Here is a 12,816-nt window from a genome sequence, read left to right as displayed (position 1 = left end):
TTATTGCGTTCGCACTATCTCCTAAATGCTGACGGATCGCAATATTCGTCAGTCGTCAGTCATGCTCGCTCCTTCGCTCCCCCAAAGCCGCTATCGCCGCGCCGTCTTCTGGCGCGAGCAGGCCGTCAAGGCCGGGTCGCAGACGCTGTCCGGACGGCTCTACGCTCCGGCCTCGGTTCCCGACGATGCGGGCCTCGTCCTGCATCTCCATGGCGGCACCTTCGACAGCGGCTCGCTCGCTTCCGGCGAGGCGGTCGCCACAACGCTGGCGGAGGCCGGCGCGATCGTGATCTCGCTGCCTTATCCGCTGGCGCCGGAAGCTCGCTTCCCGCAGGCGCTCGAGACCGCCTATGCAGCGCTCGAGAAGATCGCCCGCGACAAGCTGCGCTGGGTCGGCAAGCGGGCGCCGCTCTATGTGGCGGGCGAGGAGGCCGGCGGCAACCTCGCCGCCGCGCTCGCCATGATGGCGCGCGACCGGCATGGGCCGCCGCTCGCCGGGCAGATCCTGTTCTCGCCGATGCTCGATGCCTGCCTCGGCACCTATTCCTTTCGCCATGCCGAGGCCGGTCCGGTCGGCTGCCGCTGGGCCGATGGCTGGCACGCCTATCTCGGCTCGCCCGAGAAGGCCGCGCATCCCTATGCGACACCGGCCAATGCCTCGCGCCTGTCCGGGCTGCCGCCGGCGCTGATCGTCAGCGCCGAGGACGACCTGCTGCGCGACGAGAGCGTCAATTACGGGCTTCGGCTGCGGGCTGCCGGGGGCGAGGCGACGGTCCATGTCGTCGGCGGCCCGAGCCGTTGGCCGGAGGCTTTCGCGGAGGCGCCGCGGGACGGCTCCTGCCTCTGTTCGGCCTGCCAGAATGTAAGCGAGTTCTTCTCGATGACCGCGCCTCGCTAGGGCGCGCCGCCACCCCGACTTTCGAATTTCAGCTCCAGGAAGGAATGACCCATGATTCTGGGAACGATCCGTCACGCCCTGTTGGGCACCGCTCTGGCCGCCGGCGTTTCGCTCGCCGCGCTCGCCGTCGCCGTCCACGGTTCCGACAAGGCGCAGGGCGACACCGCACCGGCCGCGCCGCCGCCGACCCCGGTTTCCGTCGCCGTGGTCGAGCAGCGCGATCTCGTCAGCTGGGCCGAGTTCTCTGGCCGGCTCGAGGCGATCGAGCGCGTCGAAATCCGCTCGCGCGTCTCCGGCGTGGTCGAGCAGGTCCACTTCTCGCAAGGTGCACTAGTGAAGCAGGGCGACCTGCTCGTCAGCATCGACCAGGCGCCCTATCAGGCTGAGTTCGAGCGCGCCCAGGCGCAGCTGCTCGCGGCCGAGGCGCGCGTCGCGCTCGCCGCGAACGAGCATGAGCGCGGCCAGCGCCTGATGTCCTCGCAGAACGTCTCGCAGCGTGATCTCGACACGCGACTGAACGCGCTGCGCGAGGCGCAGGCCAATGAGCGCGCCGCCCGTGCTGCCCTGCAGTCGGCGCGGCTCAACCTCGACTACACCCAGATCCGCGCCCCGATCGGCGGCCGTATCGGCCGGCTGGAAGTCACCGTCGGCAATCTCGTCGCCGCCGGTGCCGCCGCGCCGCTGCTGACCACCCTGGTCTCGGTCGATCCGGTCTATGCCGGCTTCAGCGCCGATGAGGGCTCGCTGCTCAAGGCGCTGGCCACCCTGCCGGTCGAGCCCGGCAAGGCCCGCGATCTCAAGCGCATCCCGGTGCAGATGACGACCGCGGTCAACGAGGCCGCACCGGTCTCCGGCCATCTCAACTTCGTCGACAACGGCGTCGACGCGGCGACCGGCACGGTCCGCGTCCGGGCGATCTTCGACAATGCCGATGGCGCGCTGCTGCCGGGCCAGTTCGTGCGCCTGCGCATGGGCCAGGCCAGGAGCGAGCCGGCGCTGGTGATCAACGAGCGCGCCGTCGGCACCGACCAGAACAAGAAGTTCGTCTTCGTGGTCGGCAAGGACCAGAAGGCGCTGTGGCGCGAGGTCACGCTCGGCACCGCCGCGGAGGGCCTGCGCGTCGTCACCAGCGGGCTCGAGGCCGGCGAGCAGATCGTCGTCAACGGCCTGCAGCGCATCCGCCCGGGCGCGACCGTCGCTCCCGAGCAGGTGCCGATGGCCGAGCGCACCGAACTGAAGAAGCCTGCAACCGAACTCGCGCAGCGCTGAGCCACTGCCGTCATTGCGAGCGTAGCGAAGCAATCCAGGCATCGTAGCGCTCTGCCGCTCCTGGATTGCTTCGTCGGCTGAAGCCTCCTCGCAATGACGGGTGGAGCAGCACCCCCATTTCCCGCCCCGCCGGCCGCTTCGGGACCGGCGGGGCAGCCGCCTTGAAGGGGCACCCCCATGAACCTCTCGAAGTTCTTCATCGACCGGCCGATCTTCGCCGGCGTCCTCTCCGTTCTCATCCTGATCGCCGGCCTGCTCTCGCTGCGCGTGCTGCCGATCTCGGAATATCCCGAGGTCGTGCCGCCGACCGTGGTGGTGCGGGCCCAGTATCCCGGCGCCAATCCGCGCGTCATCGCCGAGACCGTGGCGACGCCGATCGAGGAGCAGATCAACGGCGTCGAGGGCATGCTCTACATGTCGAGCCAGGCAACGACCGACGGCGTGATGACGCTGAACGTCACCTTCCGCCTCGGCACCGACCCGGACAAGGCCCAGCAGCTGGTCCAGAACCGCGTCTCCCAGGCGGAGCCCCGCCTGCCGGAGGAGGTGCGCCGCCTCGGCGTCACCACCATCAAGAGCTCGCCCGACCTGACGATGGTGGTGCACATCACCTCGCCGAACGGCCGCTACGACATGACCTATCTGCGCAATTACGCCGTCCTCAACGTCAAGGACCGGCTGGCGCGCATCGACGGCGTCGGCCAGGTCCAGCTCTTCGGCTCGGGCGACTATTCGATGCGCGTCTGGCTCGACCCGCAAAAGGTCGCCGAGCACGGGCTCTCGCCCTCCGACATCGTCCGCGAGATCCGCGCCCAGAACGTCCAGGCCGCGGCCGGCGTCATCGGCGCCTCGCCGAGCGGCCCGGGGCTCGACCTGCAGCTCTCGGTCAATGCGCAGGGCCGCCTCGCCAGCGAGGAGGAGTTCGGCGAGATCATCGTCAAGACCGCCCCGAGCGGCGCCGTCGTCCGCCTGAAGGACATTGCGCGCATCGAGCTCGGCGCCGCCGACTACGCGCTGCGCTCGCTGCTCAACGGCAAGTCGGCCGTCGCCGTGCCGATCTTCCAGGCCCCGAACTCGAACGCCATCGCCGTGGCCGACCAGGTCCAGGAGACGATGCGCGAGATCAAGCAGAACATGCCGGAAGGCGTGGACTACTCGATCGTCTACGACACCACGCAGTTCGTCCGCGCCTCGATCAAGGCGGTGATCACCACGCTGCTCGAGGCGGTGGCGCTGGTCGTGCTCGTCGTCATCGTCTTCCTGCAGACCTGGCGCGCCTCGATCATCCCGCTCGCCGCGGTCCCGGTCTCGGTCGTCGGCACCTTCGCGGTGATGTATCTCTTCGGCTTCTCGATCAACGCGCTCTCGCTGTTCGGCCTCGTCCTGGCGATCGGCATCGTCGTCGACGACGCGATCGTCGTGGTCGAGAACGTCGAGCGCAACATCGAGAACGGGCTCTCGCCGCGCGAGGCGACCTACAAGGCGATGCGCGAGGTCTCCGGCCCGATCATCGCGATCGCGCTCGTCCTCGTCGCGGTCTTCGTGCCGCTCGCCTTCATCAGCGGCCTGACCGGCCAGTTTTACCGCCAGTTCGCTCTCACCATCGCGATCTCGACGGTGATCTCGGCGATCAACTCGCTGACGCTCTCGCCGGCGCTCGCCGCGCTGCTGCTGCGTGGGCACGACGCCCCCAAGGACGCGCTGACCCGCTTCATGGACAAGCTGTTCGGCTGGTTCTTCCGCGGCTTCAACCGCTTCTTCAACCGCTCCTCGCAGGCCTATGGCGTCGGCGTCGGCCGCATCCTGACCCGCAAGACGGCGATGATGGCGGTCTATCTCGTGCTGGTCGGCCTGACCGTGGTGCTCTTCCGCGCGGTGCCGTCGGGCTTCGTGCCGGGCCAGGACAAGCAGTATCTCGTCGGCTTCGCCCAGCTTCCCGACGCGGCGACGCTCGACCGCACCGAGGACGTCATCCGCAAGATGGACGAGATCGCGCTGAAGCATCCCGGCGTCGAGAACGCGATCTCCTTTCCCGGCCTGTCGATCAACGGCTTCACCAACTCGTCGAATGCCGGCATCGTCTTCGTCGGCCTGAAGCCCTTCGACCAGCGCAAGGACCCCTCGCTCTCGGGCAACGCCATCGCCATGCAGCTCAACAAGGAGTTCGCCGGGATCAAGGAGGCGTTCATCGCGATGTTCCCGCCGCCGCCTGTCCAGGGGCTGGGCACCATCGGCGGCTTCAAGCTGCAGATCGAGGACCGCGCCGGCCTCGGCTACAAGGCGCTCGACGAGGCGACCAAGGCCTTCATGGCCAAGGCAGCCGTCGCGCCCGAGCTTGCCGGCATGTTCTCGAGCTTCCAGGTCAACGTGCCGCAGCTCTATGCCGATATCGACCGCACCAAGGCGCGCCAGCTCGGCGTTCCCGTCACCGACGTCTTCGAGACGCTGCAGATCTATCTGGGATCGTCCTATGTGAACGACTTCAACAAGTTCGGCCGCACTTACACGGTGCGCGTCCAGGCCGATGCGCCTTACCGCGCCTATCAGGAGGACATCGGCAAGCTCCAGGTCCGCTCGAACTCGGGCGAGATGGTGCCGCTCTCGGCCGTGCTCAACGTGCGCACCGATGCCGGCCCCGAACGGGCGATGCGCTATAACGGCTTCCTCAGCGCCGACATCAATGCCGGCCCGGCCCCCGGCTTCTCCTCGGGCCAGGCGCAGGACGCCGTCACCCGCATCGCCGCCGAGACCCTGCCCAAGGGCTTCGCCTTCGAATGGACCGAGCTGACCTATCAGGAGATCCTGGCCGGCAATTCCGCGCTGCTCGTCTTCCCGGTGGCGATCCTGCTCGTCTTCCTGGTGCTGGCGGCGCAGTATGAGAGCCTGACCCTGCCGGTCGCGATCCTCTTGATCATCCCGATGGGCCTGCTCGCGGCGATGGCCGGCGTCTGGTGGAGCGGTGGCGACAACAACGTCTTCACCCAGATCGGCCTCGTCGTCCTGGTCGGACTATCGGCCAAGAACGCCATCCTGATCGTCGAATTCGCGCGCGAGCTCGAATTCGAGGGCAGGACGCCGGTAGAGGCCGCGATCGAGGCCAGCCGCCTGCGCCTGCGGCCGATCCTGATGACCTCGCTCGCCTTCGTCATGGGCGTGGTGCCGCTGGTGCTCTCGACCGGGGCGGGCGCCGAGATGCGCCAGGCCATGGGCATCGCGGTCTTCGCCGGCATGATCGGCGTCACCGCCTTCGGCATCTTCCTGACGCCGGTCTTCTACGTGCTGATGCGCAAGCTCTCGGGCAACAAGCCGCTGCGCCAGCATGGGGTGGAGGGTAAGGGGGAGCTTGCCGAGGCGGCTTAGGAGATTGCTGGCAGGGTTGCGCTTTGCGCGATCCTGCCGGTTCACGTCTCTGCCGACAGCCCTGTCATGCCGGAAGGCATGGCGGGGCTAAGCTTTATTGGGTTGGCTGCAATGGTGATGCCGTTCGGCCGTGACGTTTACAGCAACGCCAGGTTAGCGTGGGGCGCCGTAGACATCAGCCCACCGGTCGGAAACCGATGTTCACGCTTGCAGCTCAAGCTGCTTTGGCTGTCGTTGATTTCGGTCGAGGCGATACGGCGGACGTCGCCTACCAGATCTTGCGGTCGCGAGCGCCGATATGTGCAGCCCAATCGCCGACTGGGCTGCACACATCGTCTAGCTCACCATTTGTAGTTGACGCCCACCCGGACGAGGCCGGCTCCAGCGCTGCTATCGGTCGTCGCTGTATAGGTGCCCGCCGGAAGCGCCCCGCCTGGCGGGTTGACGAAGAATCTCGACTTCCTGCCCTCGCTGGTATCGAGGTAGAGACCTTCGAGCTTGACCGACCAGTTGTTGGTAAAGGCGTACTCGACGCCGCCGCCGATCGTCCAACCCACGTTGCTGGTGTTATTGCCCGTCAACGGGTTGCTGTTCAGGCCGCCATAGGCCAAGCCGCCCGTAATATAGATCAGCGTGCGGTCGAAGGCGTAACCGACGCGAGCGCGAACGGTTCCGAGATAGCCGCCGTCATCCTCTCCCCTGCCGCGCCACCAGTCGTAAGGCCCCCAGGCAACGCGCCCGCCGATATCGACGTACTGAATGTCTGTCTCCAGACCGTACACGATCGCGCCGGACTGCCAGTTATAGCCGATCTGCCCTCCGCCGACGAAGGACCCATCACCGCCGCCCCCTGACAGAATGCCGGACGAGGCAACCGTGGGCCCGGTGATGTGGACGTTGCGGGAGTTGGCCCACCCGACACCTGCGTTCAGGCCAATGTAGAAGCCCGCCCATGTGAAGACAGGCACGTACACGGGAGGCGCCTGTCGGACCGGGAGATCAGCCGAGTAGGCTGAGTTGGCTATACCGCTGGCAAGGACGACAGCGGCTAAGAGCTTTAAGCGCATAGTGTCTCCTCCGGCTTGTTGTTGCGTAGAAGGGATCTTCGCAGCTTGAAAGTGAACGACCATCCTGAACGCACCGCTAATACCTTGCGTTCGACGGAATGATGCCGGTAGTGAAATCGTGCATCAAATCGATACTTCACGCTCTTTTGATCGCGAATTCTGACGATCCCGGGGGAGTTCAACGTCGCCTAGGGTGCGGGCGATGGTGCGCAGCTGCCCGGCCTGGGAGGCGATGAACGCCAGGCGTGTCGGTGGGCGCCCGCCGGCATCGAGGCCTTGTATGGCTCGACCGGCGACTGCGCTCGTCGCGCCTTCGTGCATGGCGGGGCTCTCGCCGCGCGCGCTACAACGGCACATCGCCCTGGCCTCGTAGCGCCGGGCGGTCATGCGGAGGGTAGGGGACCGACCGGTCTCGTGCGGGATGAAGCGGATGCTTGGGCGCCAATTCGACTGCGGTGAAGCCGAAAGGCTGTCGCGCTGTCCAGCCACTCCGGCAGCGGCAATGATGCCCGAGCGCGGCGAGAGGGCAGGCCCTTGACCGGCATCGCATCGAGACGGAGGCGCAGAGGAACCATCGCGGCTGGTGCCGTGATCGCCGGTGCGTTCGCCTGCGCAGCACCCTCGTCCGCCTCGGCGCGCGAGCTGCGCCTTCGCTACGATGTCACGGTGCTGGGCGGAGTCTCTCTCGGCGAGATCGAAATGAAGGCGATGCTCGACCGCACCGGCTATCGCATCGAGATCCGCTCGCGGCCCTCCGGGGCGGCTCAGCTCGTCGGGGCCGCGGAGCAATCGGGCAAGGTGGAAGGTCGCTGGGGCCGCAGCGGCCCCGAGCCTCGGCTCTACAGCGCGAACGGCTCGTGGCGCGGCCGGACCTATATCAGTGAATTGCTCTATCAGCGGGGCTTGCCGACGATACGGCGGCAGGAGCCGTCGAACGAGGACCGCGAGGCCGTCCCGCCCGAACTGATCCGCGGCACGGTCGACTCGCTCTCCGGCGTTGCCGGAATGCTGAAGAAGGTGGCGGAGGCTGAAAGCTGCGACGGCTCGACGGCGATCTATGACGGCCGCCGCCGCTCGGTCGCGGTCATGACTTCGTCGGCGAAGGTTGAGGTGAGCGACCAGGGAGCGTTGAACGGCCGCGCTCTGAACTGCGGCTTCACCGTCCGAACGATCGCCGGCTTCCGGCATGACGATGATCGGCAGGCGGCGATGCGGCCCCTGAAGGGCTCGGTCCTGATCGCATTGCGCGAGGGCGGCGAGTTTCCGCTGCCCTTGCGCTTCGAGGTCGAAACGCGCTGGTTCGGAACGGTTGCGGTGCAGCTCGCCAGACCGCCTGTAGCAGCCGATTGAGAGCTAGCGATTGGCCGATTGGACCGACCGCGTCCTTGTCCGGCGGCGAGGCACGCAAAGCCCGAACTCCGGACCTGCTCCGCTTCATCCAAGGCTTACTCACTCCTGATCTGCAAACGCGCTGCGGTTGCTTTCCTCGCACTTTCTGATCTCGGCGTGGCCTCTGGTGCGTAGGCGCTCGGCCAGGGCAGGGGGCAGCAGAAAAATTCAGCTTCATCACCCTTTTGGGTGATGCATGCCGGTGCAGGAGGCGCCCAAGTCCGACCGATTTGTTCGGTCGTCACTTGGGGGGAGCCGGGACATCTCGCGCTGGGGCTGCGGATCGCAGCTTCGCGCGCCTGTTCCGGCTGGGGTTTCCGGCATGGATATCGGTGTCTACGTACAAGAGTATCTGCGCGCAGCGATCCGCCAACCGAAGCAATTCCTGGAGACCCGCCCGAAGCGCCTGTGCACGATCTGCGGCCACGAGGGACGTTTCCTCGATGTCGGCCCGCGCCCGGAAGCACGCTGTCCGAACTGCTCCTCCAAGGAGCGCGACCGGATCATGGGACTCTACCTGCGCAATAACGGCGTCGACATGAAGGACAAGAACCTTCTGCACTTCTCCGCCGAGCGACCGTTCTTCAGGCAGTGGAAGCACTATCCCGGCTATGTCGCCGGCGACATCAAGATCAGCAAGGTCGCGAACGCCGTGGTCGACATCACCGACATCAAGTTCGGCGATGGCCATTTCGACCATGTGATCTGCCACCATGTCCTCGAGCACGTGCCCAACGACGCCCAGGGCATCCGGGAGTGCTTCCGTGTCCTGAAGCCCGGCGGCACGGCATTCTTCTCGGTGCCCCTCGATCAATCCCGGGCCGAAACCTGGGAGCCGCCGCCGGAGATGTCGGCGGAGGAGGTCGAGAGCATCTGCGGCTGGGACCATGTCCGGCTCTATGGCCGCGACTTTCCCGACAAGCTCGCCGCGGTCGGCTTCAAGGTCGACGAAATCTCCTTCTCGCCGAAAGAGGGCGAGGACCATCGCTTGACGGAGACCCACGCGCTTGCCCCGCAGGGGCTCGATCGGATTTTCGTCTGCACGCGGTGATCGAAGACGTCTGAGCAACGTCGAACTGCTGCGCCGTTTGCTCAAGAGCGCGCCACTGCCCGCTTCGGCAGAGGCGTCGCTGTTGCTTATACTTGCACGTCTCGATACCGGCCCCGGCGATGCACGCAGGCGCACCTCGTTCGGTCCGTCGACATCGCGACGCCTGCCACCCTGAACGGTCGGAGGCAGGAGGCTTTGCGAGCCTGCCCTAGAGGTCGCCTGAGAACGCTTCCGAATTCCCTTGGCGGAAAGTCGAATTATCCGGCTTTGCAGCTGGCATTTTTCTTGCCACGTTCATGATGCTGCGGGCCGAAGTCTGCAGGGAATGTGGATCAAAAAAGGGGAGTTCGTGATGGGCATTCATGACGACGGAACTTTGGACGGCGCCACTCCCCAAAAAGACGAGGCGGCCCTGACCCTGGAGCGACGCAGCCTGTTCGGCCTCGGCCTCGCCAGCGCTGCGATCGGCGCGGCGGCGACCGGCCTCCTGACCCCGGCCTCGGCCCAGGCCCAGACGGCGGCGAAGAGCAAACTCCATATCGTCAAGGAACGCGGCAAGCTGATCGTCGGCACCGGCAGCACCAACCCGCCCTGGCACTTCCAGGATGCCAGCGGCAAGCTCGTCGGCATGGATATCGACCTAGCCAGGCTTCTGGCGAAGGGCCTGTTCGACGATTACGAGAAGGTCGAGTTCGTGCTGCAGGGCTCGGATGCCCGCATCCCCAGCCTCGTCACCGACAAGGTCGACATCGTCGTCCAATGGATGACGGTGACGCCGGGCCGGGCCCAGCAGGTCGAGTTCACCGTTCCCTATTATCGCGAGGGCGTCGGCCTGCTGATGCTGGCCCGCGGCGGCAAGTTCAAGAATTACGAGGAGCTGAAGGCGGCCGGCAAGGACGTCACCGTCGGCGGCATGCAGAACGTCTTCCTCGAGGAGTGGATCCGCAAGGCCCTGCCGCAGGCCAAGGTCGACGCCTTCGACAGCCCGGACGCAGCGATGCAGGCGCTCAATGCCCGCCGCATCGACGCCTCGATGCAGGACCAGTCGGCGATGCGCTGGCTGATGCAGCAGGCGCCCGGCCGCTTCGTCGATTCCGGCTTCGGCTGGATGCCGAACTCCTACGCCTCGGCCGTCAAGCCGGGTGACCCGATCTGGCTGAACTGGGTCAACACGGTCTACAAGGAGGCGATGATGGGCGTCGATTTCGACTACTTCGCCGCCTCCTACAAGAAGTGGTTCGGCATCGACCTGCCGATCCCGAAGGTCGGCTTCCCGCAGGAGTTCGCCTGATCCCGCATTCGCCTGATCGCAACGTGGCGATGGCGGGCCGGACACCCGGCCCGCCGCTTTCGGGAACATCGCGACAGCCATGATCGACTACCATTTCGACTGGTCCGTCATCGCGCGGAACTGGGACAAGCTGACCGACGCTCTGCTGCTCGGGCTCTGGCTGGCGGTGATCTCGCTGGCGATCGGCTGCATCATCGGCATCCTGACGGCCTATGCCCGGCTTTCCGGCAAGAAATGGCTTTCGGGGCCGGTCTGGGCCTATGTCGAGTTCATCCGCTGCACGCCGCTGCTGCTGCTGATCTTCTTTCTGTATTTCGGCCTGCCGGAATTCGATATCAACTTCCTAGACAAGACCGAGAGCTTCGTACTCTCGCTCTCGCTCTATGCCGGCGCCTACATGTCCGAGGTCTTCCGCGCCGGCCTCTCCTCGATCCCCAAGCAATATGTCGAGGCGGCCAAGGCGATCGGCCTGCGGCCCTGGCAGCGTCAGGCCTATGTCGTACTGCCGGTGATGTTCCGGATCACCCTGCCGGCGGTCAGCAACAACCTCATCTCGCTGTTCAAGGATACTTCGCTCGCGGCGGCGATCGCGGTGCCGGAACTGACCTTCATCGCAAGGCAGATCAATGCCAACACCTTCCGGGTCATGGAGGTCTGGTTGACGGCGAGCGCGCTCTATCTCGCCACCGCCTATCTCATCGCCTTCCTGCTGCGCCAGGTCGAGCGCCGCTACGCCTCGATCCGCTAGAGCAGGATGCGAAAAAGTGGAAACCGGTTTTTTGCAGCAATCCTGCTCTAAACTCTTAGAATCGGTCATGTTTTATGATTTTGGATCGACTCGATCCAAAATCATCGTGATCTAGGAGCCGGCGATGGATTTCTCGATGGCTCCCGGCACCTTCTGGTTCGAGGCATGGCAGGCACGCGCCTCGCTGCTCTCCGGCCTGGGCGTCACCTTGCTGAGCTCGGCGCTGAGCATTGTGATGGCGACCGTCTGCGGCGTCCTGATGGGTGTCGCGCTGTCCTATGGCTGGTGGTGGCTGAGGCTGCTGGCCAGGCTCTATGTCGACCTGATGCGCGGCATCCCGGTGCTCGTGCTGATCCTGTTCACCTATTACGGGCTCGCCCTGTTCGGCGTGAACGTCGCCGCCTTCTGGGCCGGGGTGATCGCGCTCGGCGCTTTCGCCACCGCCCATGTCGCCGAGAATTTTCGCGGGGCGGTCGAATCCGTGCCGGCGGGGCAGATGGAGGCCGCGAAGGCGATCGGCCTGACCTTCGGCCGGCGCCTGTATTATGTGATCCTGCCGCAGGCGTTCCGGCGCATGCTGCCGCCCTGGGTCAATACCGGGCTCGAGATTGTCAAGGGTACGACGCTGCTCTCGATCATCGGCGTGGTCGAACTGCTGCTCGCGGCCCAGCAGCAGATGGCCCGCAACTACATGATCGTCGAGTTCTACATGCTGACGGTAGTTCTCTACCTGATCATCAACTTCACGCTGGCGCAGCTCGGCGCGCTGCTGGAACGCAAGACCTCCTATCTGCGCTACTGAACGGGATGCGACTGCCGATGACCGAGCCAGCCCTGCTCCAGGCCACCAATGTCCGCAAGCATTTCGGCGAGATCGAGGTGCTGAAGGGGATCAACCTCACTGTCAGGCAGGGGCAGGTGGTGTCGCTGATCGGCGCCTCCGGCTCCGGCAAGACCACCTTCCTGCGCTGCGTCAACCTCCTCGAGGAGCATGATGGCGGCGAGATCCTGCTCGACGGCGACCCGATCGGCTACCGGATGGTGGGCGAGACCCGCAAGCGCCTGAGCGAGACGAAGATTTCCGCCCAGCGTGCCCGTATCGGCATGGTCTTCCAGCAGTTCAACCTGTTCCCGCATTTGACCGCCGGCCAGAACGTCATGCTCGGCCTGACTAAGGTGCAAGGCAAGAGCGCCGCCGAGGCCAAGGAGATCGCCGAGCACTGGCTCGGCCGCGTCGGGCTCGCGGAGCGCCGCGACCACTACCCCTACCAGCTCTCGGGCGGCCAGCAGCAGCGCGTCGCGATCGCGCGTGCGGTCGCCATGCAGCCGCGGCTCCTGCTCTTCGACGAGGTCACCTCAGCGCTCGACCCGGAGCTGGTGGCCGAAGTGCTCGGCGTGATGCAGGCACTCGCTGAATCCGGCATGACCATGCTGCTGGTCAGCCACGAAATGCTCTTCGTCCGCGAGGTCTCGCACCACGTCCTGTTCCTCGACCAGGGCCGGGTCGCGCAGGAGGGCAAGCCCTCCGAGGTCTTCGACAATCCGAAGAACGAGCGCCTGCGCAGCTTCCTCGGCCGCTTCCACGGCATCTTCAGCCGCTGAGGCGCCCGGGGCGGACCTTCACGACAACGCCCGTCATTCCGGCCGCAGCGAAGCGGAGCGCCGGAGGCTATCGTAGGGCGCTGACGCGCCTGGCTCGCGCTCTGCGATGGCCTCCGTGGCCGCGCGGCTTCGCCGCCGTCC

10 protein-coding genes are annotated in these 12,816 nt (G+C 66.0%); 9 read left to right on the top strand and 1 reads right to left on the bottom strand.

The window, feature by feature from the left end:
- The first annotated feature begins 61 nt into the window (after window positions 1–61).
- From RKE40_RS17850 to RKE40_RS17840, 3 genes are all read left to right on the top strand, one after another.
- Window positions 62–898 (top strand): alpha/beta hydrolase fold domain-containing protein, encoded by an 837-nt coding sequence (locus tag RKE40_RS17850; protein WP_316019581.1) that lies wholly within the window; start codon window positions 62–64, stop codon window positions 896–898.
- A gap of 51 nt (window positions 899–949) precedes the next feature.
- On the top strand, window positions 950–2,167 hold the full coding sequence (locus RKE40_RS17845; protein ID WP_316019580.1) for an efflux RND transporter periplasmic adaptor subunit: 1,218 nt from the start codon (window positions 950–952) through the stop codon (window positions 2,165–2,167).
- 177 nt (window positions 2,168–2,344) lie between these two features.
- Window positions 2,345–5,527, top strand: coding sequence for an efflux RND transporter permease subunit (locus RKE40_RS17840; RefSeq protein ID WP_316019579.1), 3,183 nt, complete (start codon window positions 2,345–2,347; stop codon window positions 5,525–5,527).
- Between the two features lie 341 nt (window positions 5,528–5,868).
- On the opposite strand, the gene RKE40_RS17835 is transcribed toward RKE40_RS17840, so the two are convergent.
- Window positions 5,869–6,501 carry an outer membrane protein gene (locus RKE40_RS17835; protein WP_316019578.1) on the bottom strand — a complete coding sequence of 211 codons (633 nt, stop codon included), beginning with the start codon at window positions 6,499–6,501 and terminating at the stop codon, window positions 5,869–5,871.
- 681 nt (window positions 6,502–7,182) lie between these two features.
- Between RKE40_RS17835 and RKE40_RS17830 the strand changes: the two genes are divergently transcribed.
- From RKE40_RS17830 to RKE40_RS17805, 6 genes are all read left to right on the top strand, one after another.
- On the top strand, window positions 7,183–7,944 hold the full coding sequence (locus tag RKE40_RS17830) for a DUF3108 domain-containing protein (RefSeq protein ID WP_316019577.1): 762 nt from the start codon (window positions 7,183–7,185) through the stop codon (window positions 7,942–7,944).
- Between the two features lie 361 nt (window positions 7,945–8,305).
- Window positions 8,306–9,034, top strand: a complete 729-nt coding sequence (locus tag RKE40_RS17825) for a class I SAM-dependent methyltransferase (protein ID WP_316019576.1) — start codon at window positions 8,306–8,308, stop codon at window positions 9,032–9,034.
- A gap of 352 nt (window positions 9,035–9,386) precedes the next feature.
- Window positions 9,387–10,325, top strand: coding sequence for a transporter substrate-binding domain-containing protein (locus tag RKE40_RS17820; RefSeq protein WP_316019575.1), 939 nt, complete (start codon window positions 9,387–9,389; stop codon window positions 10,323–10,325).
- A gap of 82 nt (window positions 10,326–10,407) precedes the next feature.
- Window positions 10,408–11,073: an amino acid ABC transporter permease gene (locus RKE40_RS17815; protein ID WP_316019609.1), complete on the top strand. Its 666-nt coding sequence runs from the start codon at window positions 10,408–10,410 to the stop codon at window positions 11,071–11,073.
- Between the two features lie 124 nt (window positions 11,074–11,197).
- The gene (locus tag RKE40_RS17810) at window positions 11,198–11,875 is read left to right on the top strand and encodes an amino acid ABC transporter permease (protein WP_316019574.1); all 678 of its coding nucleotides are present in this window, start codon (window positions 11,198–11,200) and stop codon (window positions 11,873–11,875) included.
- A gap of 17 nt (window positions 11,876–11,892) precedes the next feature.
- A complete protein-coding gene (locus tag RKE40_RS17805; protein ID WP_316019573.1) occupies window positions 11,893–12,675 on the top strand; it encodes an amino acid ABC transporter ATP-binding protein in 783 nt (260 codons plus the stop codon).
- Window positions 12,676–12,816: the final 141 nt, after the last annotated feature.

Source organism: Allobosea rubneri, from assembly GCF_032464875.1.
Taxonomy (GTDB): domain Bacteria; phylum Pseudomonadota; class Alphaproteobacteria; order Rhizobiales; family Beijerinckiaceae; genus Allobosea; species Allobosea rubneri.
Note: the sequence above shows the minus strand (reverse complement) of the source record. Positions and strands in the feature narration are given on the sequence as shown.

Excerpts from the sequence above, each read along its gene's own strand:
- RKE40_RS17850 (WP_316019581.1), top strand. The coding sequence starts at position 62 with ATGCTCGCTCCTTCGCTCCCCCAAAGCCGCTATCGCCGCGCCGTCTTC.
- RKE40_RS17845 (WP_316019580.1), top strand. The coding sequence starts at position 950 with ATGATTCTGGGAACGATCCGTCACGCCCTGTTGGGCACCGCTCTGGCC.
- RKE40_RS17840 (WP_316019579.1), top strand. The coding sequence starts at position 2,345 with ATGAACCTCTCGAAGTTCTTCATCGACCGGCCGATCTTCGCCGGCGTC.
- RKE40_RS17825 (WP_316019576.1), top strand. The coding sequence starts at position 8,306 with ATGGATATCGGTGTCTACGTACAAGAGTATCTGCGCGCAGCGATCCGC.
- RKE40_RS17820 (WP_316019575.1), top strand. The coding sequence starts at position 9,387 with ATGGGCATTCATGACGACGGAACTTTGGACGGCGCCACTCCCCAAAAA.
- RKE40_RS17810 (WP_316019574.1), top strand. The coding sequence starts at position 11,198 with ATGGATTTCTCGATGGCTCCCGGCACCTTCTGGTTCGAGGCATGGCAG.
- RKE40_RS17805 (WP_316019573.1), top strand. The coding sequence starts at position 11,893 with ATGACCGAGCCAGCCCTGCTCCAGGCCACCAATGTCCGCAAGCATTTC.